General features: G+C 70.3%; 23 protein-coding genes. All 23 read left to right on the forward strand.

The features are described 5' to 3' along the window. The first annotated feature begins 258 nt into the window (after positions 1-258). The 23 genes from ACZ61E_RS19785 (at position 259) to ACZ61E_RS19895 (ending at position 20109) form a co-directional block, all read left to right on the forward strand. A complete protein-coding gene (locus tag ACZ61E_RS19785) occupies positions 259-732 on the forward strand; it encodes a hypothetical protein (RefSeq protein ID WP_469701024.1) in 474 nt (157 codons plus the stop codon). A gap of 86 nt (positions 733-818) precedes the next feature. Continuing rightward, a complete protein-coding gene (locus ACZ61E_RS19790) occupies positions 819-1055 on the forward strand; it encodes a hypothetical protein (RefSeq protein WP_469701025.1) in 237 nt (78 codons plus the stop codon). Between the two features lie 160 nt (positions 1056-1215). Further along, a complete protein-coding gene (locus tag ACZ61E_RS19795) occupies positions 1216-2028 on the forward strand; it encodes a hypothetical protein (protein WP_469701027.1) in 813 nt (270 codons plus the stop codon). Positions 2029-2391: 363 nt separating this feature from the next. Beyond that, positions 2392-3174, forward strand: coding sequence for a hypothetical protein (locus ACZ61E_RS19800; RefSeq protein ID WP_469701029.1), 783 nt, complete (start codon positions 2392-2394; stop codon positions 3172-3174). 126 nt (positions 3175-3300) lie between these two features. Then, positions 3301-3912 carry a hypothetical protein gene (locus ACZ61E_RS19805; protein ID WP_469701031.1) on the forward strand — a complete coding sequence of 204 codons (612 nt, stop codon included), beginning with the start codon at positions 3301-3303 and terminating at the stop codon, positions 3910-3912. Positions 3913-4084: 172 nt separating this feature from the next. Further along, positions 4085-4597 (forward strand): hypothetical protein, encoded by a 513-nt coding sequence (locus tag ACZ61E_RS19810; RefSeq protein ID WP_469701033.1) that lies wholly within the window; start codon positions 4085-4087, stop codon positions 4595-4597. A 149-nt stretch (positions 4598-4746) separates the two neighbouring features. Then, on the forward strand, positions 4747-5589 hold the full coding sequence (locus tag ACZ61E_RS19815; RefSeq protein ID WP_469701034.1) for a hypothetical protein: 843 nt from the start codon (positions 4747-4749) through the stop codon (positions 5587-5589). Positions 5590-5761: 172 nt separating this feature from the next. Beyond that, complete coding sequence (locus ACZ61E_RS19820; RefSeq protein ID WP_469701036.1) at positions 5762-6283, forward strand: hypothetical protein; 522 nt, start codon at positions 5762-5764, stop codon at positions 6281-6283. Positions 6284-6385: 102 nt separating this feature from the next. Next, a complete protein-coding gene (locus ACZ61E_RS19825) occupies positions 6386-8341 on the forward strand; it encodes a hypothetical protein (RefSeq protein WP_469701038.1) in 1956 nt (651 codons plus the stop codon). A 184-nt stretch (positions 8342-8525) separates the two neighbouring features. Then, positions 8526-9521 carry a DUF3560 domain-containing protein gene (locus tag ACZ61E_RS19830; RefSeq protein ID WP_469701040.1) on the forward strand — a complete coding sequence of 332 codons (996 nt, stop codon included), beginning with the start codon at positions 8526-8528 and terminating at the stop codon, positions 9519-9521. A 39-nt stretch (positions 9522-9560) separates the two neighbouring features. Beyond that, positions 9561-10454, forward strand: coding sequence for a hypothetical protein (locus ACZ61E_RS19835; protein ID WP_469701042.1), 894 nt, complete (start codon positions 9561-9563; stop codon positions 10452-10454). Between the two features lie 346 nt (positions 10455-10800). After that, positions 10801-11163 (forward strand): hypothetical protein, encoded by a 363-nt coding sequence (locus ACZ61E_RS19840; protein WP_469701044.1) that lies wholly within the window; start codon positions 10801-10803, stop codon positions 11161-11163. Between the two features lie 19 nt (positions 11164-11182). Continuing rightward, positions 11183-11512 carry a hypothetical protein gene (locus tag ACZ61E_RS19845; RefSeq protein WP_469701046.1) on the forward strand — a complete coding sequence of 110 codons (330 nt, stop codon included), beginning with the start codon at positions 11183-11185 and terminating at the stop codon, positions 11510-11512. Further along, complete coding sequence (locus tag ACZ61E_RS19850; protein WP_469701048.1) at positions 11499-11996, forward strand: hypothetical protein; 498 nt, start codon at positions 11499-11501, stop codon at positions 11994-11996. Before ACZ61E_RS19845 ends, ACZ61E_RS19850 begins: the two co-directional genes overlap by 14 nt. A 173-nt stretch (positions 11997-12169) precedes the next feature. Continuing rightward, a complete protein-coding gene (locus ACZ61E_RS19855; RefSeq protein ID WP_469701050.1) occupies positions 12170-13060 on the forward strand; it encodes a hypothetical protein in 891 nt (296 codons plus the stop codon). 171 nt (positions 13061-13231) lie between these two features. Then, a complete protein-coding gene (locus ACZ61E_RS19860; RefSeq protein WP_469701052.1) occupies positions 13232-13615 on the forward strand; it encodes a hypothetical protein in 384 nt (127 codons plus the stop codon). Positions 13616-13740: 125 nt separating this feature from the next. Further along, positions 13741-14091 carry a hypothetical protein gene (locus tag ACZ61E_RS19865; RefSeq protein ID WP_469701054.1) on the forward strand — a complete coding sequence of 117 codons (351 nt, stop codon included), beginning with the start codon at positions 13741-13743 and terminating at the stop codon, positions 14089-14091. A gap of 102 nt (positions 14092-14193) precedes the next feature. Next, positions 14194-15366, forward strand: coding sequence for a hypothetical protein (locus tag ACZ61E_RS19870; RefSeq protein ID WP_469701056.1), 1173 nt, complete (start codon positions 14194-14196; stop codon positions 15364-15366). Positions 15367-15492: 126 nt separating this feature from the next. Beyond that, a complete protein-coding gene (locus ACZ61E_RS19875) occupies positions 15493-16563 on the forward strand; it encodes a hypothetical protein (RefSeq protein ID WP_469701058.1) in 1071 nt (356 codons plus the stop codon). 245 nt (positions 16564-16808) lie between these two features. Next, positions 16809-18326 carry a ParB/RepB/Spo0J family partition protein gene (locus ACZ61E_RS19880; protein WP_469701060.1) on the forward strand — a complete coding sequence of 506 codons (1518 nt, stop codon included), beginning with the start codon at positions 16809-16811 and terminating at the stop codon, positions 18324-18326. 247 nt (positions 18327-18573) lie between these two features. Beyond that, positions 18574-19479: a hypothetical protein gene (locus ACZ61E_RS19885; RefSeq protein WP_469701062.1), complete on the forward strand. Its 906-nt coding sequence runs from the start codon at positions 18574-18576 to the stop codon at positions 19477-19479. Then, positions 19479-19793, forward strand: coding sequence for a hypothetical protein (locus ACZ61E_RS19890; RefSeq protein WP_469701063.1), 315 nt, complete (start codon positions 19479-19481; stop codon positions 19791-19793). Before ACZ61E_RS19885 ends, ACZ61E_RS19890 begins: the two co-directional genes overlap by 1 nt. Then, positions 19786-20109, forward strand: coding sequence for a hypothetical protein (locus ACZ61E_RS19895; protein ID WP_469701065.1), 324 nt, complete (start codon positions 19786-19788; stop codon positions 20107-20109). The genes ACZ61E_RS19890 and ACZ61E_RS19895 overlap by 8 nt, the downstream gene beginning before the upstream one ends. The last annotated feature ends 311 nt before the right edge of the window (positions 20110-20420 follow it).

Raw genomic sequence — 20420 nt, forward strand, 5'->3', positions numbered from 1 at the left:
CCCGCCACATCTTCTCCCCTCGCGCCGCCACGCGCTCTTTTTTTTTGGGCCTCCCTCCCCCCCCCCCCCCCCCCCCCGGGGCCGCCCGCCCGCCGCCGCGCGGCGCGCCGGGCGCCGGCATCCGGCACGGGGTACCCGCGCCGCGCGCCGACTCCCGTCGCATGAGCGCTCCGCCGAGGAGCCGCAGCAGCAGTAGCCGGGCGGGTTGTACCCACCGCCCCTCTTTCACCCACCGCCCTACCAGACAGGAGTCCGCTCATGCCGCGCGACCTCCCCCGCCCCGATCACCACACCGTCCGTGCCTCTTTCGAGAGGACCACACTCGCCCTGTCCCGAGTCCTGGTGAAGCTGGGAACGGGCGTTCACACACTCGTGTACACCGCAGACGAACGTGACGGGCATCTCGCGGTCGAGACGGCCACGGCCACGCTCGCCATCAGGGGCGAGGAAATCGAAGATTGCCAGTTCTCCCCGTCATTGGCCCGCTTGGTGCGCGCCCTCACGTGGGGACTGGAAGGCAGCATCGTGCACAAGGCCATGCTCCTTGTAACGACCAGTCGGCCGGGAGATGCCGGGACAATCGTCTGCGGCTGGGAGGTGACCAACGGTTGGTTCCGGCCCCTGGACCGTGAGGCCATCGTGCTTGCTTCCACGGCCGGGACGCCCCCAACCGGCCCGCTCCCCCAGCGGTACACGGCCCCCCATCTGCTCAGGTTCCCCGACCCGCGCTGAGCCCCCGAGAGGGGTGGTGTGGCGTTGCTGAGCACAACCGCGCCACCCCTCCCCCGCCCCTGTCTGCTCCCGGAAGGAATCCCGCCGTGTTGCTCGCGCCCGCACCGCTCAACCCGGATCCCGAGTTCGGCCCCGGTATCTCCCGTCAGCTGACGGAGATCATGTCTGTCGGGCCGGAACGCGCCAGCGAGGAAGCGCGGGAGGAAGCGCTCTACGAGCTCGCGGTGTCGGTGGCCAACGGTATGCATCAGGGCAAGATCGACTTCGACGAACACGAACGGTTGCTGAAGCTGATCAACAACGCCATGGACTCCCTTCTCTGATCCCACCCACGGCAACGCGGCCGGGGGCGCGGCACCGGCGCCCCGAGCCGTCGGCCGTGCGCCGACTCCGCACGCGCAATGCGCCGGGTAGCTGGGCGGAACTCACAGCGTCCCGCCCACCGCCCGGCCCTCATCCGCCCGTATCTATCAGGGAGTTCGCATGTTCACCCTCCTTCGCACCGCATCCGGCATCGTCCAGATCACCCCCGCCACGGAGCCCGACGACGCCGGCGCCGTTCTGTACGAGGTGACCGGCGCGGTCAAGGGCACCATCCACGTCTGCGGCACCCACAACGTCCACGAGTGGGACACGTTCGACACCGTGCGCGTCAGTCTCGGGTCGACCAGCGTCATGCGAGAGGAGGCAGCGCCCGAGGAATCCCTTCCCCGCGTACGGGGGCGCGCGTACACCGGCTCTCTGGTCCACGTGCCCCACCTCCCGGACGACGCATGGGAGAACTGGAAGTTCTCGGGGAGCGGGTTGCAAACGATGGACGACCGCGACGCTCCGCCGCAGGCCGCCCACAGCCTCACCGCCGTCATGCGCGCGTGCGCAAGCCACTACGCCGCCCGCAGGGACCTCCCGCGTCTGATGGACGCCGCCCGCGCGTACGAGACGCCCGCACTCCTCAGGTTCTTCGAGCGGACCATCCCCGCCATAGAGCAGGACGCGCGGAAGGCCGACCTCAAGGCAGAGCAGTACCGCCAGGAGTCGCGCACGGTCGTTGCCGCCTGGTGGCAGGCCGCGCGTCTGTTCCAGCGCTGCCCCAGTCTGCCGCTCGCCGTTCTGCTCGCCCCCTACCGGGGAAGCTTCGCGCACCAGGCCGACCACCTGCCCCACTGGATCGAGATGTACGCCGACTCGGCCGCCGCCCAGCGCCGCCGCGCGGCCAACTTCCGAAGCGAGCAGCGGTCGCTGTCTGCCCATCAGCGCCGTAACACCGCAGGTCGGAAGCGGGTTGCCACACCTTAAATCTCTACTAGTATGGATATTGAGCGGAGGGGTTAAGGCCCCCCTCCCGCGCCCCTCCGCTCGCCCCCCACTCACCACACCCAGGGAGCAGCCGTGCCGGACCAGCCGACCCCGCAGGGATCGAACAACGCGCCTCGCGTGCCACGGCGCGCCAGGAGCAACGAGCAGTGGCGCAAGGTTCGCTGCGAGGACTGCGGCGACATGGTCGAAGTCGACGGCCGCTTTCGGACCCTCTGTTCGTGTGACGCCGCCGAGTAGTCCCCCCCCCCCCGGAGCGGACCGCGATGTGCCACTGAGAGTGGAGGGGCGCCCCCTTCCCGCCCCTCCACTCGCCCACTCACTCACCGGCAGCCAGGGAGCAGCATGACGAACCAGCCGAACACGCCAGTGCGCGGAGAGCAGCGGGGCCCGGACGGCAGCGGCGACATCGAGGCCGGGCAGCCGCTTCCCGGACGGGCGATTCTTCCGGCACCCCGCCGCCTGCCCGAGTGGTATTACGACCGGCCCGACCTTCCCCACGTGGTGGTCAGGGAGCTTGATTTTCACGTCCGGTACGAGCAGGTCCGGGAGCGTGTCGGTCTGCCCCCGCATGACAGCCCCGCCGGCCTTGCGGGGCGAGTGCGTGGCCAGGGCATGCGCACCTTCCTGATCGGCTCGTTGAACGGCTGGAGGCTCAGCGAAGCCGCCGTCACGGATGACGGTGTGATCCGGTACCGGCATTCCCGCGATCACTGCGTACTGCGGTTTCTCCCCGACACGGCGGCCGGTGTGCTCATCGAGCGGCCGGACGTCCAGCTCACCGCCCCCACCTACCGGGTGACGGGCCCGGAGGGGGAGCGCTATCTGTGGAGCCGACACGCGTTGCTCGCGGCTGTGGGGATGTGTCTGCGGCGGGGGCCGATTGACTGGCCGGACGGTTGGGCGCACCTGCTGCCGAACGGTCAGGCCCGGTTCGCCTACGGGACGTTCCCGTGGGCGCCTTACGAGGAGTGGACCGCCAAGCCCATCCCCAAGCCCGTCGATCTCGGGGAACCGTGCGCGGACTGCCGCCACTTCCGTATCGACCACAACCAGGGCGCCCCGTGGGGACGTGTCCGACGCGACAGGACCGACTGCAAGACGTGGTCGGCCGAGCCGACCTGTTGACCACCGCCGCGCCCGTCCCCGCTCCGCTCACCCCCGAGCGAGCGGGGCCCGCGCCCCCGCGGAACAGACGTGCCGCCGCCCGCCGCAGCGGGACGTACCGCGCCCCATGACCATGAAAGGACCCGCATGTCAGCCGTGCGTCACCACCTCAGGACTCAGCAGGAGTTCACGGCCTACCTCGCTCGCGTGGCCGGGGAGCTGGGGCCGAACAGCCGGACCGAGCCCCACAGCATGTACGGGAATCTGTGCGTCGCACTCGTCGACGACGACGGCCGGCGCCTGATCGCGTTCCAGCCGGACCGCGCCCGCTCCGACGAAATGAGGATCCGGGCCCTTCTGCCGGACGGCTCCCCCATAGCCGCCCCGGTCATCGGTGTCAGCGCCCTGGAGCCCTGCCACGTGGCAAAGGCCATCCGGAGCAGGCTGTACCCGAAGCACGCCGACGCGCTCGCGCGCACGCACGAAGCACTCACCGCCCGTGAGGCGCAGCGCCAGCGGCACGAGCAGACGGCAACGCTGCTGCTGTCCGCCTTCCCCCAGGCCGAGGCGCTCTCGGACATCCCCCGGCAGGGGGCGACCAGCGTGATGCTCAACCTTCCCGGCACGAGCCACGTCCGCGCGGAGGTCTGGCCGACCGGCGCAACCGTCGACATCCAGGCTCACGTGACCCCCGCCGAGGCAGAGGCGATGCTGCGGGCGCTCGCGGTCCACCACGACCGGCAGGCCCGGACTCCGTGAGTCCCCGCACACCTACCACCACCCACCGGGAAGGCTCGCTCATGCGCACCCCGCCGACGACGGAGGGCACCACGTCGTCGACCGGCGCCACGGCTACGCGCTGACTCGTCACCCGACCGCTTCCGAGGCCGGGCAGTTCGCCCACGTGCTCGCGTCCAGCAGGACGGTTGCCGTGGCCGCTGTCCGAGCGCTGGACGCGGCACAGAAGGGTCCGGCTGCGGACGTACGCCGCACGCTGCGCCGGTACGGCTATCGGTGGACCCTGGCGGAACACGCGGCGCGAGCGCGCCACCGTGAAGGGCACCTCACGGAGTTGGTCGAGAGCGGCCATCTGTCGCGGGTATGGAGTTCCGTCGGGCATCCGTTCTACTGCACCCCCGAGAGGTTCACCGAACTGAGCACCACGTGGCGCACCTACGAGGGCGAGCGTTACCCCACCGCCCCGCTGAGTGACCTGGAACGGGATCGTCCGGCGCTCGATGGTCTCCCGGAGCGGAAGCGGTACGGGCCCTGCGACCTGCACGGCATCACCCTGTGGGCGTGTCTGCTCTGCGGGCCCCGTGAATCGTGGGAGTGCCAGTGGGGCGAGTGCGTCGCGAATGCGGTGACGTCGGAGTGCGAACGCTGCGGCCTGTCACCGGTGCGGGCTGGCGCCGGGCCCGTGTTGCCGCCGTCCGCAGCGTAGTTCGGACCCGGCTTATGCGCAGGTCAGAGCGGGGTTTACACACACCAGCTTACTACTAGTATAAATATTGAGCGGAGGGGTTGAGGTCCTGCTCCCCCTCCGCTCGTCCGACCGCACGCCCCAGCACTCATCCCGTCCGGAGGAAAATGATGATCGACGTACTCACGGTGATCTACGGCGCCCACGGAGTGACCGTCAAGGCGCGGCACGCCGGAGCCGAGCGCCGGGACGGCGCCGTGTGGCAGATGTTCGAGGTCCGCGCCTTCAAGGGCCCGGACTCGCTGGGGCGCGGCGCGATCTTCCGGCTGCCCGTCAGCGACGACATGGCCGCCGGAATCCTGCGGCCGGACGACCACCCCCACTACCCGATGACCGGCGACGAGCTGCTGACGTGGAAGCTGTGGACCACGGTCCTCGGCGACGCGGAGGAGCAGGCCAAGAAGGCGGCCGACGACCGCGAGGGGTACTGGCCTTACGCCCAGCACCTGTTCGGCGCCGATGGGCTGGATCGTCTGCTGACCCTGTACCGGCGGGCCGAGGTGGCCGACGTCGAGGCCGGCATCCCGGTACGGGCCCGGTACGTGCACGAGGCGGGCCACCGCCTGGCCAACACCGGCCGCTCGCACGGGAATCGCAGGGGCGGCGCCTTTCTGTTCCGGTGCGTGGACTGCAAACGCCTCGCCCGGTTCGCGGACTTCCGGGGGAATGGGTGCTGGATTCCCCTGCTGCTCGATCTGGAGTACCAGGAGGACTTCCGGCAGCTGGATTTCGGGTTCGTGCACCGCGTCAACGAATCGGGAAGCAGGTCGTTCGCGATCTGGCACCGCGGAACGACGCGCGTGGTGCTCTACGCGGCCGAGGGCGCCGAGCTGGGCGCGCTCGACGTTCCCGAAGGGGTCGAGTTCGACGACCTCCTGGCCCTGGTGATCGAACGATGGGGACCGCTCAGCAGCGTGCAGTACTCCACCGGCCGGTACGGCACCGAGGACTGAGGAACACCTCCCGCCCCTGGTGGGAGCAGGGTTCACACTCTCACGATTGCTACTAGTATGAATGTTGAGCGGAGGGGTTGAAGCCCCGCTCCCCCTCCGCTCCTCCGCACGGCCCGCCTTGACGGCGCCGCTACGCCCCCATCGAGTCCAAGACAGAAAGTGACGGCGGATCATGCAGTTCGACGAGGCAACCGCGTTCCTGACGGCCATCGAGCCCGGTCAGCGCGTCTCCCTGTGGGACCCCCACGCGGTCAACCACCCCGGACAGTGGAAGGCGCTGTTCGTTCTCCCGGAGGAGCCACAGCCCACGCTCCCCTACACGCCGAAATGCCTGAACCGGCAGCACCTCCGGCTCTATATGCGGCTGTGGCAGCAGACCGTCTGCTTCGTCTCCAATCTGTGCGCGTGCGAGCTGGCCGAGGGGTCCAAGCGCCTGGCGGTCTGGGACATGCCGGCGGACGCCACGCACTCAGTGAGCCAGACCTGTTTCTCGGATCCGGAGACAGGCCGGACGTGGCTCTCTTCGCAATGCGGCGTTCTGCTGGAGACGACAGGGGGCCGCCAGCCGCACCGGGAAGGCCACCGCTATTACCCGCAGTTCGGCGCGGTGCCGGACTCGCTCACCTGCCCCGGCTGCCGGATGCGCAACGGGATGCGACCGGAGACGTGCCGCGGAGTCACGCGCCTGGCGTAGCTCCCCCACCGCCCCACTGAAACGGCCCCCGAGACAACAGACGGCGCACGCACCCGCACGCCGCCAGCCAGCCCATCCGCCGAAGCAGACGCAGGAGGAACCGTGACCACCACGCCTCACACACCCCATGCCGCCACCGTGTCCAGACTGCTCAACCGACAGCCCGAGTTCTGGCGCAGCCCCCGCGCGGGCGAGCGCGGTTTCACCGTCAAACGGGTCACGCCGGACACCGAGCACTGGCACGGCGGCCCCGTGACGATCGGCTGGACCGAGGACCGCATCCCGCCCACGGGCAAGCACACGTTCCCGGAGCCGCGCGCCTACGTCGAGCAGAAGAAGAAGGCGGAGATGCGAGCGTTCCTGGAGGGAGCCGGGTTCGCGGTGTTCACCGCCCCCGCCGGTCACCTGGTGCTGCTCACCCCGGAGGGCGCGGCGGCAACCGCCACGGCGTCCGCACGGGCGGATGACCTGCTCGGCCCCGCGCTCCGGATCCTGGCCGTCAGCACGACCGACCTTGCCGGGGAGCGCCGTACGGAGATCCGGCACATCTCCAGCGACCGGGCGCACGCAGAGCTGGTCCTGGCGCTGCGATACCGCGCCGACAGTGTCAGCCGGGAGAACGGCAGCGCCGTCATCGGCGACGACTTCAGCCGTACCGAGTACCAACGTCTTGGCGGTGAAGCGGCCGGGGACGGCCCGTACGCACTTCGTACAGTGCTCGGCGACGGTGTGCCCATCAGCCGGCACGCAACGCGGGGGAGTGCGCAGGAGGCGGGGCGTGGCTACGCCGAGGCGCTCGCGTCGTTGGCCGGCTCGCCGGAGTCGTGGCGATGGAAGCCGCGGGATGAGTTCAGGTGGGCCGGGAAGGATCTGTTCGAGTGGGAGCTCGTCGGCGAGGAGTCCACGGGGTTCGTGGTGCGCGGGCCCCGTACTGAACCGCCCCGCACCCGGCCCGAGGTGCGCGACGTGCCGCACCGCCTGGTGGTCGACGGCGCGCAGCGGCATGCCGCCCTGTCTCCAGGCTGGATCGGTGGGAGAGTCCGCAATGCCTGGCTCCACGGCACAGGCATGGAGCAGGAGCCGGACGGGACGGTACGCATCGAGTCGCGGCGCTACGAGCCGCTGGGGGTACGGGAGGTCACCGCCGCACATGCCGGGATCCTGTCGGCGCCCGAGAAGTTCGCCGCGCTCTACGGCGTCTACCGGGGCAACCGGTGCGAGGGCCACGAGCCCGGACGAACCGTATGCCTGCGGCTGAAGTTCTTCACCGGCACACGTAGTGGGCGGGTGTGGGCCGAGGAGGGCGACGCCACGTTTCCCACCCTCTACACGGTCGTCCCCAACGTCGAAGACGTAATCGTGTACCGGCCGCAGCAGGAGGCCGAGACGGCGCTGGTCGATGAAGCGGTCCGGGCCGGTACCCATCTCGTGAGGGACACCGGCCGGACGGCCGACGACGTGAAGGTGTACGAGTGCCGGAGCACCGGCGGCCTGGTGAGCTTCGTCGACCGTCCGTGCACGGCGGAGATGGAGCAGGAGCGGGCGGCGGAGTACGCCGATTCGATGCGCCAGGTGTACCTGGAGGCGGCGCGAACGCTCCTCGGCATGGCCCGCATCCCTGTTATTCCGGACGGCGGCGAGGGTTCCGGGGTGAGGCTGTACCCGGTCGCCGGGGCGCGGGCCGTACGGGTCGTGACGGTCCTCGACGGGAAGGAGCACGCGGGGCTTCCGGCGTCGCGCTGGACCAAGGAGAGCGAGGCGGAGCGCGCGCAGTGGTTCCGGTACTGGGGTGATGCGCGGCAGACGCTCCGGGACGGCGGCTGGCGGCACGCGACGGAGACGGGCCCGGTGATGTTCGCGGCGCCGGACGGCATCGAGAAGGAGCAGGGGCAGCCCGTACGGTTCGCCGGTCACCGCCTGGCGGTGACCCCGGAGGCGGTCGAGGTACCGATGCGCGGCGGCCTTGAGCCCGTGGAGGGCTTCCGGTGCGTGGACTGTGAAAAGGAGTGCTTCCTCGGGGGGTTCGCCGATCTGCCGTGCACCCCCGCCGACTTCTGAGCCCGCGCAGGACGGGACGTTCACCGGGCCGCCCTCTCCCTTCATGCAGGTCAGGCAGGGGTTAACACATTCAGAATTTCTACTAGTATGGATATTGAAGCGACAAGCCCCGCTTTGCTCTTGCGTCTACGCCCCGAGTCCCCGTCAGGCCGTACCGGCTCCCTCACCGTTGGAGGTTCACGCAATGCCTCACATCACGATCTCCCACACCCCTGCGACCGGCACTCTGGTGCTGGGCACCGACCGGGGAGACGGCGCGGCCGCAGTACTGAAACGCCCCGTCTACGGCCCCGGCGGCAACCAGCCGTTCGGCTACTCCCGCGCGCTCGGCTGCTGGTACCTGAAGTCCTCCCGCGACAAGGCAGCGGACACTCGCAGCATCGACAAAGCAGCCGCCGCCCTGCGGGAACGCCGCTTCACGGTCGCCGTACAGGTGGACGAGAACGCCAAGCGTTCGTTCGCCGAGGCCGAGACGGAGCGCGTCGACCGCGCGACGGAACGCACAGGGCGATTCGCCACCTACGCCGCCAACGCCCACCGCAGCTCAGCCGAGCTGTACGAGAAGGCCCGCCGGATGGCCCGCACGATCCCCCCGGACCAGCCGATACTCGTCGACCATTCCTCGGCGGGGCGGGAAATCAACTTCCGCAAGAGAATCAGGAAGACGTTCGCCAAGAGCTTTTCGGAGGAGGCGCGGGGCAAGGACTGGGAGCGCCGGAGCGCCGGAGCGGCAAGCCACGCCGCACACCGCCAGGACCCGACTGCCGCCCTGCGCCGGATAGCCCGGCTGGAAGCGGACGAACTCAGGTGGACGCGGGAACTCGCGAACGACGTCACAACGGCCGAACGCCGTTCCCAGGCCGAGAAAGAACTGGCCCAGGTCGGCGAGCAGCTCGCCCACTGGCGGGGGTTGGTCGCCGAGGCGGAGCGCGGAGGGTTCAAGACGTGGTCCGCCGCCGACTTCACGAAAGGCGACTACGCCGAGCACGGCGGCACCTGGCACGAGGTCCTGAGGGTCAACGCCAAGTCCCTGACCGTGCCGGTCTCCCTTCGCCGTCAGCCAGTCCTCACACGCGCCAGCAGCGACCTGCCGGGGAGGACCGGACGGCTCCCGTACGACACCGTGACCGGCCGCCGCTCAGCCGAGGAGATGGCCGCAGCCGCAACGGATTCCCCCTGAGCGCCGCTCACGGCCGAACCAGCACAGGAGATGCCCACCATGCCGGTCGACTTCACCAAACCGATTCGCCTCTACTACGTGGTCTGCCAGGACAACGGGCCCGCATGGAACGGACGCATGCACTACGTCCTGCATATCGAGCGGGCAGCCGACGACCCCGCCGAAGCGGCGGAGCAGTTCGCCGCACTGAGTGACCAGTGCCGCGAGGAGCAGGGACCCGTCCACGTCACCCCGTACCACGCCGCGAGCCCTGGTGACGCCGCCCGGCAGGCCCGCAGTCGGCGCGAACAGCCGGCGGAAGGGTCCGGTCGGCCTCAGCCGGGCACCGGAGGACGCCGGCCCCCGACGGCCGGAGGGGCCGCCGTGACCGAACCTGTTCCCTTCACCCCGCTCGCGCCGCACACCTATGCAAGCGGCCTGCGCGTCGTGCTCGTCGGCGCGAGCCTTGTGCAGTTCCCGGTCACCACGGGCCAGCTGGACCCCGATGCGGTCGAGGCATACCTTCACGGCCAGTGTCACGCGCTCGCCGAGGCCATCAGCATGGCAACCGGCTGGGGGAGAGCCGTTCGTATCACCGCCGAATGCGGGTGCGTGCGCCCCTACGTCGCCCCCTGCGGGGCCATGACGGTGGAGGGGAACGTACGGGCGTGCCAGCTCGAACACGTCATGGCTGTCCGGCCGTACGACGGGGCGCTCATCGACATCACCGGCGCCCGGCCCGCCGATTCCGTGGAGCGGGGGCACCGGGTCATCCCGATGACCGCGAGGCTGGCGGACCACATCGCCGCGGACCGCCAGTGGCCAGCCCCGAATCTGGAGGTGGCCCGAACGTTCGTCGGCCCGCTGCTCAACTCCCTTGCCGCTCCGGGGCGGAGACCACAGGCACCGCCCGGCGGGACGCATGCGCAGCCGACCGCGACAGGGAGGGAGTGATGCCGCAGGGCTGCCCGTGCTGCTGCGGTACGTGTGATCGCGGGTACATCCGGGATGCGGTGTTCGACAGCGACACCCGGCGAGTGGTCCCCGTCGACCGCTTCTGTGCTCACCGAAAGCCCGGCGCCCGCCGGTGTGCCCAATGCCAGGACTGCGACCCGGTACTAGGACGGGCCTGTGACACCTGAGTTTGCGCGGGATGCACCACTCACCGGGCATTCATGCAGGTCAGAGAGGGGTTCACCTCTCACCAAAACATACTAGTATGGATGTTGTTGGAGAAGGGCGGGCCCCTCCCCTCCCGCCCCTCTCCGCTTCCCTTGCCCCTACCTGTACCGGAGTTCTCATGCTGGGAAAGTTCCTGCGCGCCGTGCTCGCGCCGATCGTTCACCCCGCCCCGGCCGTTCGGCTGGCCATCCCGCCGCAACTGCCGCCCACCGCACGCGACGAACTGGGCACCTCCGCCAGCAAGGAGGAGGCGATCTCCTACAACCGGACCCGCGTAGCCACAGCCACTGCTCTGTGGCTGTTCCGGCAGGGCCAAGGCGCCCCCTGGAGCCACAGCCCGCCGGTCACGGACCTCCAGATCGACGCAGCGGTGAGGGTGCTCGGCTTCCCGTACTCCCGCCCGTCCCCCGAGACCCGTACCGCGATCCGAGCCGCGCTCGGCGTGCTGTGGACCGATCAGAGCCTCACCCCCCTCAGCTGATGAAGGACGGACGCGACAAATGGCGCTCCATGACGGACAGATGGTGATCCTCGGCACCCGGCGCGGTATCGCGCACCACGACCCCGCCGGGTTCCCCGACGACCCGCACAAGTGGCTCATCCACTTCGTCGACGGCGAACGCGGAATCCAGTGGGCCGCCGAAGGCGAACTCACCGCGCTGACGGAGCAGTTCATCGGCATGCCGAACGGGGACCACGGCCCCCGGTACGACGAGCCGATCGGACCGTGGCAGCACATCCCGCACGCGTACGACGAGTACCCGACCAACCTCCCAGGCACCCGGTGCCTGTACTGCGGCCAGCCGGAGGACCACGATGCCCACCGATGAGCAGACCCCCTACGCCGCCCCGCCGCGCGAACTGCTCAACGCACGCGGGGGGAGGGACTACGCGATGACACGCCACGACCCCGGAGCCGCGCAGCGCAGCATCGCACGGGTGGAGGCGCGGCTGCGGAAATGGGAGCGTGCCCTGGCCAGCGGACGGGGCACAGACGCGGAGCAGGGTCTCGCCAAGGCCCGCGAAGACCTTGAGCACTGGCACAAGGTGGTCGCGCTGGCCAAGGCCAACGGATCGATGTTCTGGTCCGCCGCCGACTTCACGCCCGGTGATCATGTCCGGTTCGACGGTGTGTGGTACCAGGTCGTACGGGTCAACCGACGGTCTCTGACGATTCCCGCCCCGCTGGACCCTCACACTCCGCACGCGGACCAGGACCGCACCGCGCGGACGTGCACCCGCCCCTATGACCGGGTCGAGGGCCGCAGGCCCGCGGAGCCGGTGAACACCGGGCAGGGACAGCCGTCCTCCTGACCGCCCGCTGGTGCGCGGGGCGGACTCCCGTCTCGCGCACCCCCGCGCACTCCATCCCCGCCCCGCTCGCCCGAAAGCCCGGCACGGCGCCCGGCTCGTGGCGTCCCTCATGCGCCCCCGGCCGCCGGCCCGGATTCTCGCCGCTGCTCCGTCCATCGCCTCTGGAGGCTGTCGTGTTCTTCCACCGTCCCGGTTCCCCTGTCCCCGCGTCCATCACGCCGTTCGTCGATGCTGTCCGCTCCTTCCTGTCCGCCGCGTCCCTGCCCGTACTTGACGAGTCGTCGCCGCCGGATGCTTCGGGCTTCCGCGTGCTGCCCTACAACGCCGTAGCCGTGACGGTGCTCCCGGTCGTTGACGGGCTGCCGGGGACGTCGGACGGTATGGCGCTCCCCGGCTGGACGGCGCGCCGGGAGAGTATGGGCCGCCAGGCGCGGGATGTGATCACCGCCGAGGGCTGGGGGCAGGTCGCGGGCGACGGTTCGTTCTCTCCCCCGGTCGGAACGCTTCACCCGCTGGTACGGGAGACGGTTCACGTCCTGGAGCGCGACGGCCAGCCCTTGCACGCGGAATTCGATGTGTCCCTCGTGGACTCCGGTGCGGTGAGGGTCGACGTCGTGGGCGGGCTGCATCGCCGCCAGTTCTCGCTCAGCGGCGTGGCGGCGCCCGCGCTGTACGCAGCGGGATTCAGCTTCGATACCGTTTGCTTCGACGGCGAGACCGGCCGCCGGACCTGGCACATGGCCCACCATCTGGTGGCCCGCCCCCCGGCAGAGCGGCGCGAGGAATGGGCGCTGGCCCACACCGTGCGCCGTCTCGTCCAGGCCCAGCACCGCGATCCGGGCCGGAGCCTGTACATGGTGCCTGCGGAGCCCTCCGACCTTCCCGAGGGCTCCACACCGGACGCGCATCTTGGCGCCCTGTTCTTCCAGTTCCCGGGCCGTGGCGCCGACGGCCCGTGGGCGTTCGACCACACGCTTCGGGAGGCCGGATACACCCTCGGGCCGACCCGTCATGAGGGGCGGCGCCACATGCGCATCCTGCGGCCCGCTCCCTGCGAGCAGTAACCCAGTGTTCCGGCCGTGCCCGCCAGCGCGCGGGCCCGCCGGACCACGTCCCCGCGCGGCATCCGCACCGGACCGTCGCGCCCGACCCGTGTGCCGGCCTGCCCGCGGCGGTTCCCCGCGTACCGCCGCCCAAAGGCCGCGCCACCGCCCCCTATCGAGAAGGGCCCTACCGTGACCGCTCCCGCCACCGTGTCGATCCCGCTGCCAGGCGTCGGCATCCACCGACCCGTCGCCCGAAAGGACAACTGGGTGGTGTCGTTCGGGGCCTTCGCCGGGGTCGGCCCCACCCTGGCCGCCGCCAAGGACCACCTCGCCCAGCAACTCGTCAACGCCGCCGCCGCGTCCGTGTCCGGCCCCGCGTTCGGCCGTGACGACGACGGCGCCCTGATCGTCGTGTCCGACCACCCGTGGGGCCTCGACACGTATCGGATCACCGACGAGGGATACGCGCTGCTCTCCACCAGCGAGCGGCGGGGCCCTGCCGAGGAGATCACCTCCTGCCACCACTTCACCCCGATCGAGGCACGCGGGCAACACGACCAGCCCACCCCATGACCGGGGACCTCCGGGAGTTTCCGCAGGTCAGGAGGGGGTTTACTCACTCCTCATTACTACTAGTATGGATATTGACAAAGCGGGGCTCATCTAATCCCGCGTCAGGACCACCGGGAGGCAGAACCGTGACCGACCACACCGAGACCGCAGCGACGCACCTGCGCAGCGCCCTCGCGGATGCCGGGTTCGACTCGCGTGAAGACGGGGACGGGGATGGCGGCTGGATCGTCGTCGACCTGCCCGGCGGAGGGCAGATCTGGATCAACGGCAGCTCTGGCGAGCGGGAGAACCGGGTGGACTACCCCGCCTCCGATCACCACGGCTGGCTCGTCACCTCCTACCCGGACCCGGAGGAGCGCGGCGTCTTCACCGTCCTGTACCGCAGCGGCAGCACCGATCTGGCCGCCGACACCTTCATCGCCACCGCCGTGGTCCGCGCTGCGGTGCGCATCAGCCAGTCCAGCACCGTCGCGTAGGAGCGGCGCCGGGGGCGCCCACCCGCGCCCCCGGCGCATCCGCCCGCCCACATGGCCGCCGCACCGGCGGACGGCCCCACCACAGCCGGAAGGTTGACCATCATGGCCGAGTTCCGCAAGTACACCGTCCACTCGGGCATTACCGACGGGATCACCGGAGAGACGTTCGCCGAGGAGTGCCGTGCCGCGCCGGGCGACGGTCTGCATCTCGTGTCGGCGGAGATGCAGGGCGCCGACGGGCTGCCCCTGTTCCTCGTGTGGCTTCTCAACAGCTCCGGTTCCGTGACGGTCGTCTACTGGACGTCCGGGCCCTGCGGACGGTGCCGCGTCTGCCAACGGGACGTCCCGCTGATGCACGGGAAGGTAGTCACCGAGCACCCGGCCCCGGCCCTGGACGTCGCCCAGTGCGAGGGATCACTCAGGCCGCCGGTTCGCGAGGCCAGCGACGCCTCCCTGACGCTGGTACGCCGCAAGATCTCCGCCGTGCACGCCGCCATGCGTTCCCTCACCGCCGACACCACCCCCACCACGGTCGCCGGGCTCCGCGAAGCATTGGCATCGCTCCCCCAATTGACCGACGACACCACGGGCATGGTCGCCCTGGCCCGCGACATGCTCCACGAGTCCCTCTCCCATCCCCTCTTCGCCGCAGTCGAGAAGCTGCACAACGAGGTGGTCGCCATGCTCAGGGAGAATCCCGGGCAGCCGGTTCACCGTCACCCCGCCATGGGCGCACTGCTGGAAGCGCTAGGACTGTGCCACGCCGGCGGCCGGAGGTGGGAGGACGACAGCGCGCTCAGCCGGGCGTGGGAACGCGCGACGTACACCGGAGTCCACCTGATGCGCGGCGTGTCCAGCTACGTGGAACGCGCGACGTACGCCGGAGTCCACCTGATGCGCGGCGTGTCCAGCTACGTGGACGGAGAGGCTGTGCCCCCGCGCGACGTGTTCCGGCGCCTGGAAACCTTCTCCGAAGCGGCCCGGCGCGCCGTCGCCTACCAGGCCCGCGACATCGCACGCACGGCCCTGGTCGTGGCCACGTGGGACACCGGGCTGTTCGTGCTCGGCACCCGCAGCTCCCTGGGGCCGTACACCTGGCTGCGCCGGATCGGGTGGGACACCTACCGGTTCGACGTCACGCCGATCCGCCCGGAGACCGGCACCAGGCACGTGACGGTCAAGAGTTTCAAGACCGGCGAGCAGGTTCATGACTTCCCGCTGTCACAGAGTTTCGCGCGCCGCAGCGCCGTCCTCAAGGCGCTGGACCTGATCTGACCCGGCTCCGTCACGGAGCCGTCCGCCCAGGTGAGCAAGGGGTTCACCTGACAACAGTTTCTACCAGTATGGATTTTGAAAGGGAGGGTGCGGCCTGGCCGCGCCCTCCCCGCCGAAGGGAGAACCATGATTTTCGCCGGCGTCAGCCCCGCCATCGTCAGGACAACCCACCACGTCCCCGAGCGGGACCTCCGAGACGAGTCGTCGGCCGCAGCACGGCAAGGCGACCGCGTGTTCGAGTGGCGGGGGAAGGACCGCGACCACCGCCCCCTGGCCGTCGTCTGGATCGCGGACGGCCGGACCGGGCAACTGCTCCACTCCTACGAGGCCACCGAGAAACGCGGAAGGTGCCGCGTGTGCGGATCCGGCATCCCGCTGACGGGCGGGGACGTCGCTTCCTACCACGAGGCGCCGGACAGTCCGTTCGCTCCCTGCGCGGGATCGGCCCGCCTGCCGCTCGGCGCCGGGCAGGGAAGCGGACCCGGCCCGCAGCCGACCGCCCCGGCCCCGGCCGCCGTCCAGGCGCCGGCGATCGCGCCCCCGTCCCGCGGAGGCGCCAGCCGTACCGTCTTCACCGCCTACAAGGAGGCGGACGCGATCAGGCGCGACGCCGCGCGGGCACAGATCCGGTTCATCGCCGACACCCTCACCGTCCAGGTACCGGAAGCGGCGTATCTGGTGCTCGGCGAGAAGTCCGACGAACTCTGGCTCGAATGCCTCGCCGACGCCAGCGGCGCCCCGATCCGCGCGCTGAACAGGCCGCTTCCGCAGCTCCCCCAGGGCTCCCCCCTGGAGAGGGAATGGCGGTCGGCCGGGCTCGACCCCACCAACCCGGACACCCTGTTCCGGCTCGTCGAACAGCTGGTCCATGACGGGATGGTCCTGGACGAGATGCCCGACAACCTCGTGGCCGAGGACGCACCGTTCGAGACTCCGTGCATCCTGCTGTCGCGTGCCGCATCACCGGGAATGATCCGCCCGTCCCGTCATGTGCTGCGCCCGTACTCCGCCGCCGGGCCGACCGTCAAGGACGCGGAGTCACCGCTCAGCGAACTCCTGGCCGTCCTGGGCGCGGACGGTCTGCGCACAGCCGTCCGGGCGGGTATCGAGCTGTACGGCGAGTACGGCGACCCCCAACACGCCCTGAGCGAGGAGCAGGTGCGGCAGCTGTGCCGCACGGCGGCGATCTACGCGTAGGCACCGGGCACGAGCCCCGGTCGGGCGGCACCGCCGGACCCGAGCCCCCTGCATCTGCCGCCACTTCGCACCGAACTGACAGCCCGACATCACGTTACTGACAGCCCGGCATCACGTTTCCGCAGGTCAGACGGGGGTTTACCTCAGATCAATACATACTAGTATGGATGTTGTCAGCAGGAGCCACCCCGCCTGATCTCGTCACCGCCCAGCCCTCATGGGCACCACGAACGAGGAGAGAGAACATGGCCACCGTCGCCAAGCCCCAGACCTCCACGAAGCGCGAGCAGCCCGTACCGGACGAGGCACCCAAGCCCCTGCCGGACGAGGTGTTCGAGAAGGTGCGCCTCGACCCCGCGCTGCTCGTCCGTGACGAGTGCAACGCCCGCGAGGAGGACACCGAGCCCGACGAGAAGCTGATCACCTCCGTCAAGGAGATCGGCATCCAGGACGCGATCAGCGTCCGCCCCCGCCCGGACGGCACGTACGGCGTGTTCAAGGGCTGGCGGCGAGGCCAGGCCGTCCAGCGGGCCAACGCCACCGCCAAGGAGGACGGCCGCGAGATCCAGACGGCGCCTGCGTACGTCCGCAAGGACCTGGTGGGCCGCGACGGCTGGACGACGATGCTCAGCCTGGTCGAGAACGACCAGCGCCAGGACATGAGCGCGACCGACACCTTGAAGGCCACGGAACTGGCGCTCGTCGGCATGAGCGACGTCGAGGTGACCAGTGCACGCAAGGCTCTGGGCGTGCGCAAGGGCGCAGAGAAGGACGCCCGCAAGGCGCGGAAGCTCAACGACGCGACGCTGCGCCGGACGGCCGCCGGGGGAATGGACCTGGAACAGACAGCTCTGCTCGCCGAAGTCGCGGACGTAAGGGACGCCGAGAACCGGTTGCTGAAGGCTCTGAAGAAGGACCGGGAGGAGGGCAAGGGCGGTCGCGGGCACTGGGACCACGAGTTCGCCCTCCTGCGAGCCGAGCAGGCCGACACGCGCACCCGCGAGGCGGCCCTGAAGAAGCTCAAGGACGCGGAGATCCCGCTCCTTCCTGTCCGCTACAGCTGGGGGGAGAAGAACGAGAGCCGACCGCTGTCGGAGCTGGCCACGGGGCTGGGCAATCCGCTGACCGAGGAGATGCACCGGGGCTGCCCCGGCCACAGCGCCCGGTTGGACGACGAGCACCAGCCGGTGTGGCACTGCGCGGACCCGCAGGAGCACGGCCACAAGGTCCGCCGCTCGGCACAGAAGCCGAAGAAGCCGGTCGACGAGGCGGCGGCGGAGGCGCGGGCCAAGGTCATCGCGTGCAACAAGGCATGGCCGGTGGCGCGCGAACAGCGCCAGGTGTTCATCACCGGGCTGTGCCGGACGAAGGAGCTTCCCGACCCTCTCCGCGCGCTGGCCGTCAGCACGATGGTCGCCCTGCCCGCGTTCTACGCCCAGTGGGCGGAGAAGCGCGACCAGACCGACGTCATCCGGTTCCTCACCGCGAAGACCCCAGCGGACAAGGGCGCTCGGGAGGCAGCGGCTACGGCCCTGGTGGCGACGCACCCCAAGACCCGCGATCTGCACCTGATGGTCGCCTGCGTCGCCGCCGCGCTGGAGTTCAGCATCAGCGGAAAGAAGGCGTGGGAGTCCCTGGACCGGCCGCAGGCCGAGTGGTTGCTGCTGCTGGAATCGCTCGGCTACACGCTCTCCGAGGTCGAGGACCAGGCGGTCGCCCGGTTCCGGCCGACGAAGAAGGCCCCCGCCGTGACGGCGGCCTGAGAGCCACACCCCCTGGCGGCCGGGCCCGACCAACGGCCCGGCCGCCGGGCCCCCTCCCCGCCCAGGTGGAAGGAGAGACGAAGCCTCACGACCGCTGCCGAGAACCCGCAGATGCACGTCGTGATGGTGGACCACCCAGTACGAGCGCAGCACTGCCCGATCACCTCGTCGGTCCGCGCACCACCGCCGGTGCCGTGGCCGACCGGCGCACCACCTGTATCGCCCGCCACCGCAGAGAGGTAGTCCGATGCCGCTGATCACCTACGTAGAGAAGAACTTCAGCCCCGCGAGCCTGTCCCTGATCCGGACGGCGGACACGATCTGCCGGGACTATCAGCGGCAGGGGTTCGACCTGACGCTGCGGCAGCTGTACTACCAGTTCGTCGCGCGCGGGTTCATCGCGAACAAGCAGACCGAGTACAAGCGCCTCGGCTCGATCGTGAACGACGCCAGGTTGGCCGGCCTGCTCGACTGGGACTTCATCGTGGACCGGACGCGGAACCTGCGCGGCCTGTCGCACTGGGACAACCCCGAGTCCATCATCCGGTCGGTCGCGCACGGATACCGCACGGAGCGCTGGTCCAACCAGCCGCACCGCGTGGAGGTCTGGATCGAGAAGGACGCCCTCGTCGGCGTCATCACCGGGGCCTGCCAGCGCAACGACGTCGACTACTTCTCGTGCCGGGGCTACACCTCGCAGTCCGAACTCTGGGGCGCCGCGCGCCGCATGAAGCGGTACGAGCGGGCCGGACAGAAGCCCGTCGTCATCCACCTCGGCGACCACGACCCCTCCGGTGTGGACATGACGCGGGACATCCGGGAACGTCTCGAACTCTTCGGCGCCACGGTCGACGTCCGGCGCATCGCGCTGAACATGGACCAGGTCGAGGAGCACCAGCCGCCGCCCAACCCGGCCAAACTCAGCGACTCCCGCGCCGTCGGCTACATCGACCGGCACGGGCGCAGCAGTTGGGAGCTGGACGCCCTCGAACCGACCATGCTCGACCAGCTCATCGAGGACGAGATCCAGGCATGGCGGGACGACGCCCTGTGGAGCGAGGCGACCCGCGCGATGGAGCGGGAGCGCGACCTCCTGGACGCCGTCTCCCGGCGCTGGACCGACGTCGCCGCCCTCGTCGCCGGAGAGAGCTGATGCCCGGGTTCAAGGTGCCGCAGCCGAAGAAGCCACGTCCGCGCGGGAGTTCGGCGGACAACTGGAACGGCGGCCGGTACGGCATGCCGCAGCCGGGGCGCATCATCGACTCGCCGGGGGACTGTGAGTTCGAGCGGTGCGGGGAGGTCGCGGACACGGTCGATGAGTCCGACACCGCCTTGACCGGCTGGGTGCGGGCCGGTGTGTACGGGTCGGCCGAGCCGGACCGTATCTGGTGCTCGGGCCTGCACGCCGCGTACGGCGTCGCACTCGCCGAGCTGCGTCTCCCCGGACCGGAGGCCGGCCATGGGTGACCTTCTGGCTGCTCCGGCGCTCGCCCTCCTGGTCGTGTTCGCCGCCGGACTCCTGGCGTGGGCGGTCGCCGCGGTGCTCGCTGCCGTTGGCCTCGTTCACTGCCTGGTGCTGGGCTACCGCTGGCTCCGGCAGCGATGGGGCGTCGACGTCGATGAACTGCCGCGCAACGAGGAGCTGCCGGACGAGGAGCCGCACGCCGTGCTGTGGCTCGCGTGCGACAGCACGGCGTGCGGCCACATGCAGACCCGGCACGATGCCGGGCCTGACGGTGCGGTGATCTGCCGAGCCTGCGGATCACGATCGGTCCGCGCGTGAGCGGATTGGTCGGGCGCTCGCCGCCCTGGGATCGGCCCTCCCCCGCTGACGTAAAACCCCTGGTGAGAGGGGGGTTCACAGGAAAAGAACTCCTACTAGTATAGATATTGAGAGTTAGGGGTGAGCATGTCTCGTCCGGGCGTCGCACCGCCCCGTTCGCCCCTCACGAGAACCGACCTCCCGGCACTGGGGGGGGGGGGGGGGGGGGGGGGGGGGGGGGGGGGGAGGGGAGAGGGGGGGGGGGGGAGGGGGAGGAGGAAGGGGGGGGGGGGGAAGAGGGGGGGGGGGGGGGAGGAGGCTGTCGGGGCAGC

The sequence above is a fragment of the Streptomyces sp. NPDC104581 genome, assembly GCF_055583685.1.

Bases quoted from the DNA above. Each gene is read 5' to 3' on its own strand.
- ACZ61E_RS19785 (WP_469701024.1), top strand. From the start codon at position 259: ATGCCGCGCGACCTCCCCCGCCCCGATCACCACACCGTCCGTGCCTCT.
- ACZ61E_RS19880 (WP_469701060.1), top strand. From the start codon at position 16,809: ATGGCCACCGTCGCCAAGCCCCAGACCTCCACGAAGCGCGAGCAGCCC.
- ACZ61E_RS19815 (WP_469701034.1), top strand. From the start codon at position 4,747: ATGATCGACGTACTCACGGTGATCTACGGCGCCCACGGAGTGACCGTC.
- ACZ61E_RS19835 (WP_469701042.1), top strand. From the start codon at position 9,561: ATGCCGGTCGACTTCACCAAACCGATTCGCCTCTACTACGTGGTCTGC.
- ACZ61E_RS19830 (WP_469701040.1), top strand. From the start codon at position 8,526: ATGCCTCACATCACGATCTCCCACACCCCTGCGACCGGCACTCTGGTG.
- ACZ61E_RS19870 (WP_469701056.1), top strand. From the start codon at position 14,194: ATGGCCGAGTTCCGCAAGTACACCGTCCACTCGGGCATTACCGACGGG.
- ACZ61E_RS19875 (WP_469701058.1), top strand. From the start codon at position 15,493: ATGATTTTCGCCGGCGTCAGCCCCGCCATCGTCAGGACAACCCACCAC.
- ACZ61E_RS19800 (WP_469701029.1), top strand. From the start codon at position 2,392: ATGACGAACCAGCCGAACACGCCAGTGCGCGGAGAGCAGCGGGGCCCG.
- ACZ61E_RS19885 (WP_469701062.1), top strand. From the start codon at position 18,574: ATGCCGCTGATCACCTACGTAGAGAAGAACTTCAGCCCCGCGAGCCTG.
- ACZ61E_RS19895 (WP_469701065.1), top strand. From the start codon at position 19,786: ATGGGTGACCTTCTGGCTGCTCCGGCGCTCGCCCTCCTGGTCGTGTTC.
- ACZ61E_RS19820 (WP_469701036.1), top strand. From the start codon at position 5,762: ATGCAGTTCGACGAGGCAACCGCGTTCCTGACGGCCATCGAGCCCGGT.
- ACZ61E_RS19850 (WP_469701048.1), top strand. From the start codon at position 11,499: ATGCCCACCGATGAGCAGACCCCCTACGCCGCCCCGCCGCGCGAACTG.
- ACZ61E_RS19840 (WP_469701044.1), top strand. From the start codon at position 10,801: ATGCTGGGAAAGTTCCTGCGCGCCGTGCTCGCGCCGATCGTTCACCCC.
- ACZ61E_RS19795 (WP_469701027.1), top strand. From the start codon at position 1,216: ATGTTCACCCTCCTTCGCACCGCATCCGGCATCGTCCAGATCACCCCC.
- ACZ61E_RS19845 (WP_469701046.1), top strand. From the start codon at position 11,183: ATGGCGCTCCATGACGGACAGATGGTGATCCTCGGCACCCGGCGCGGT.
- ACZ61E_RS19890 (WP_469701063.1), top strand. From the start codon at position 19,479: ATGCCCGGGTTCAAGGTGCCGCAGCCGAAGAAGCCACGTCCGCGCGGG.
- ACZ61E_RS19805 (WP_469701031.1), top strand. From the start codon at position 3,301: ATGTCAGCCGTGCGTCACCACCTCAGGACTCAGCAGGAGTTCACGGCC.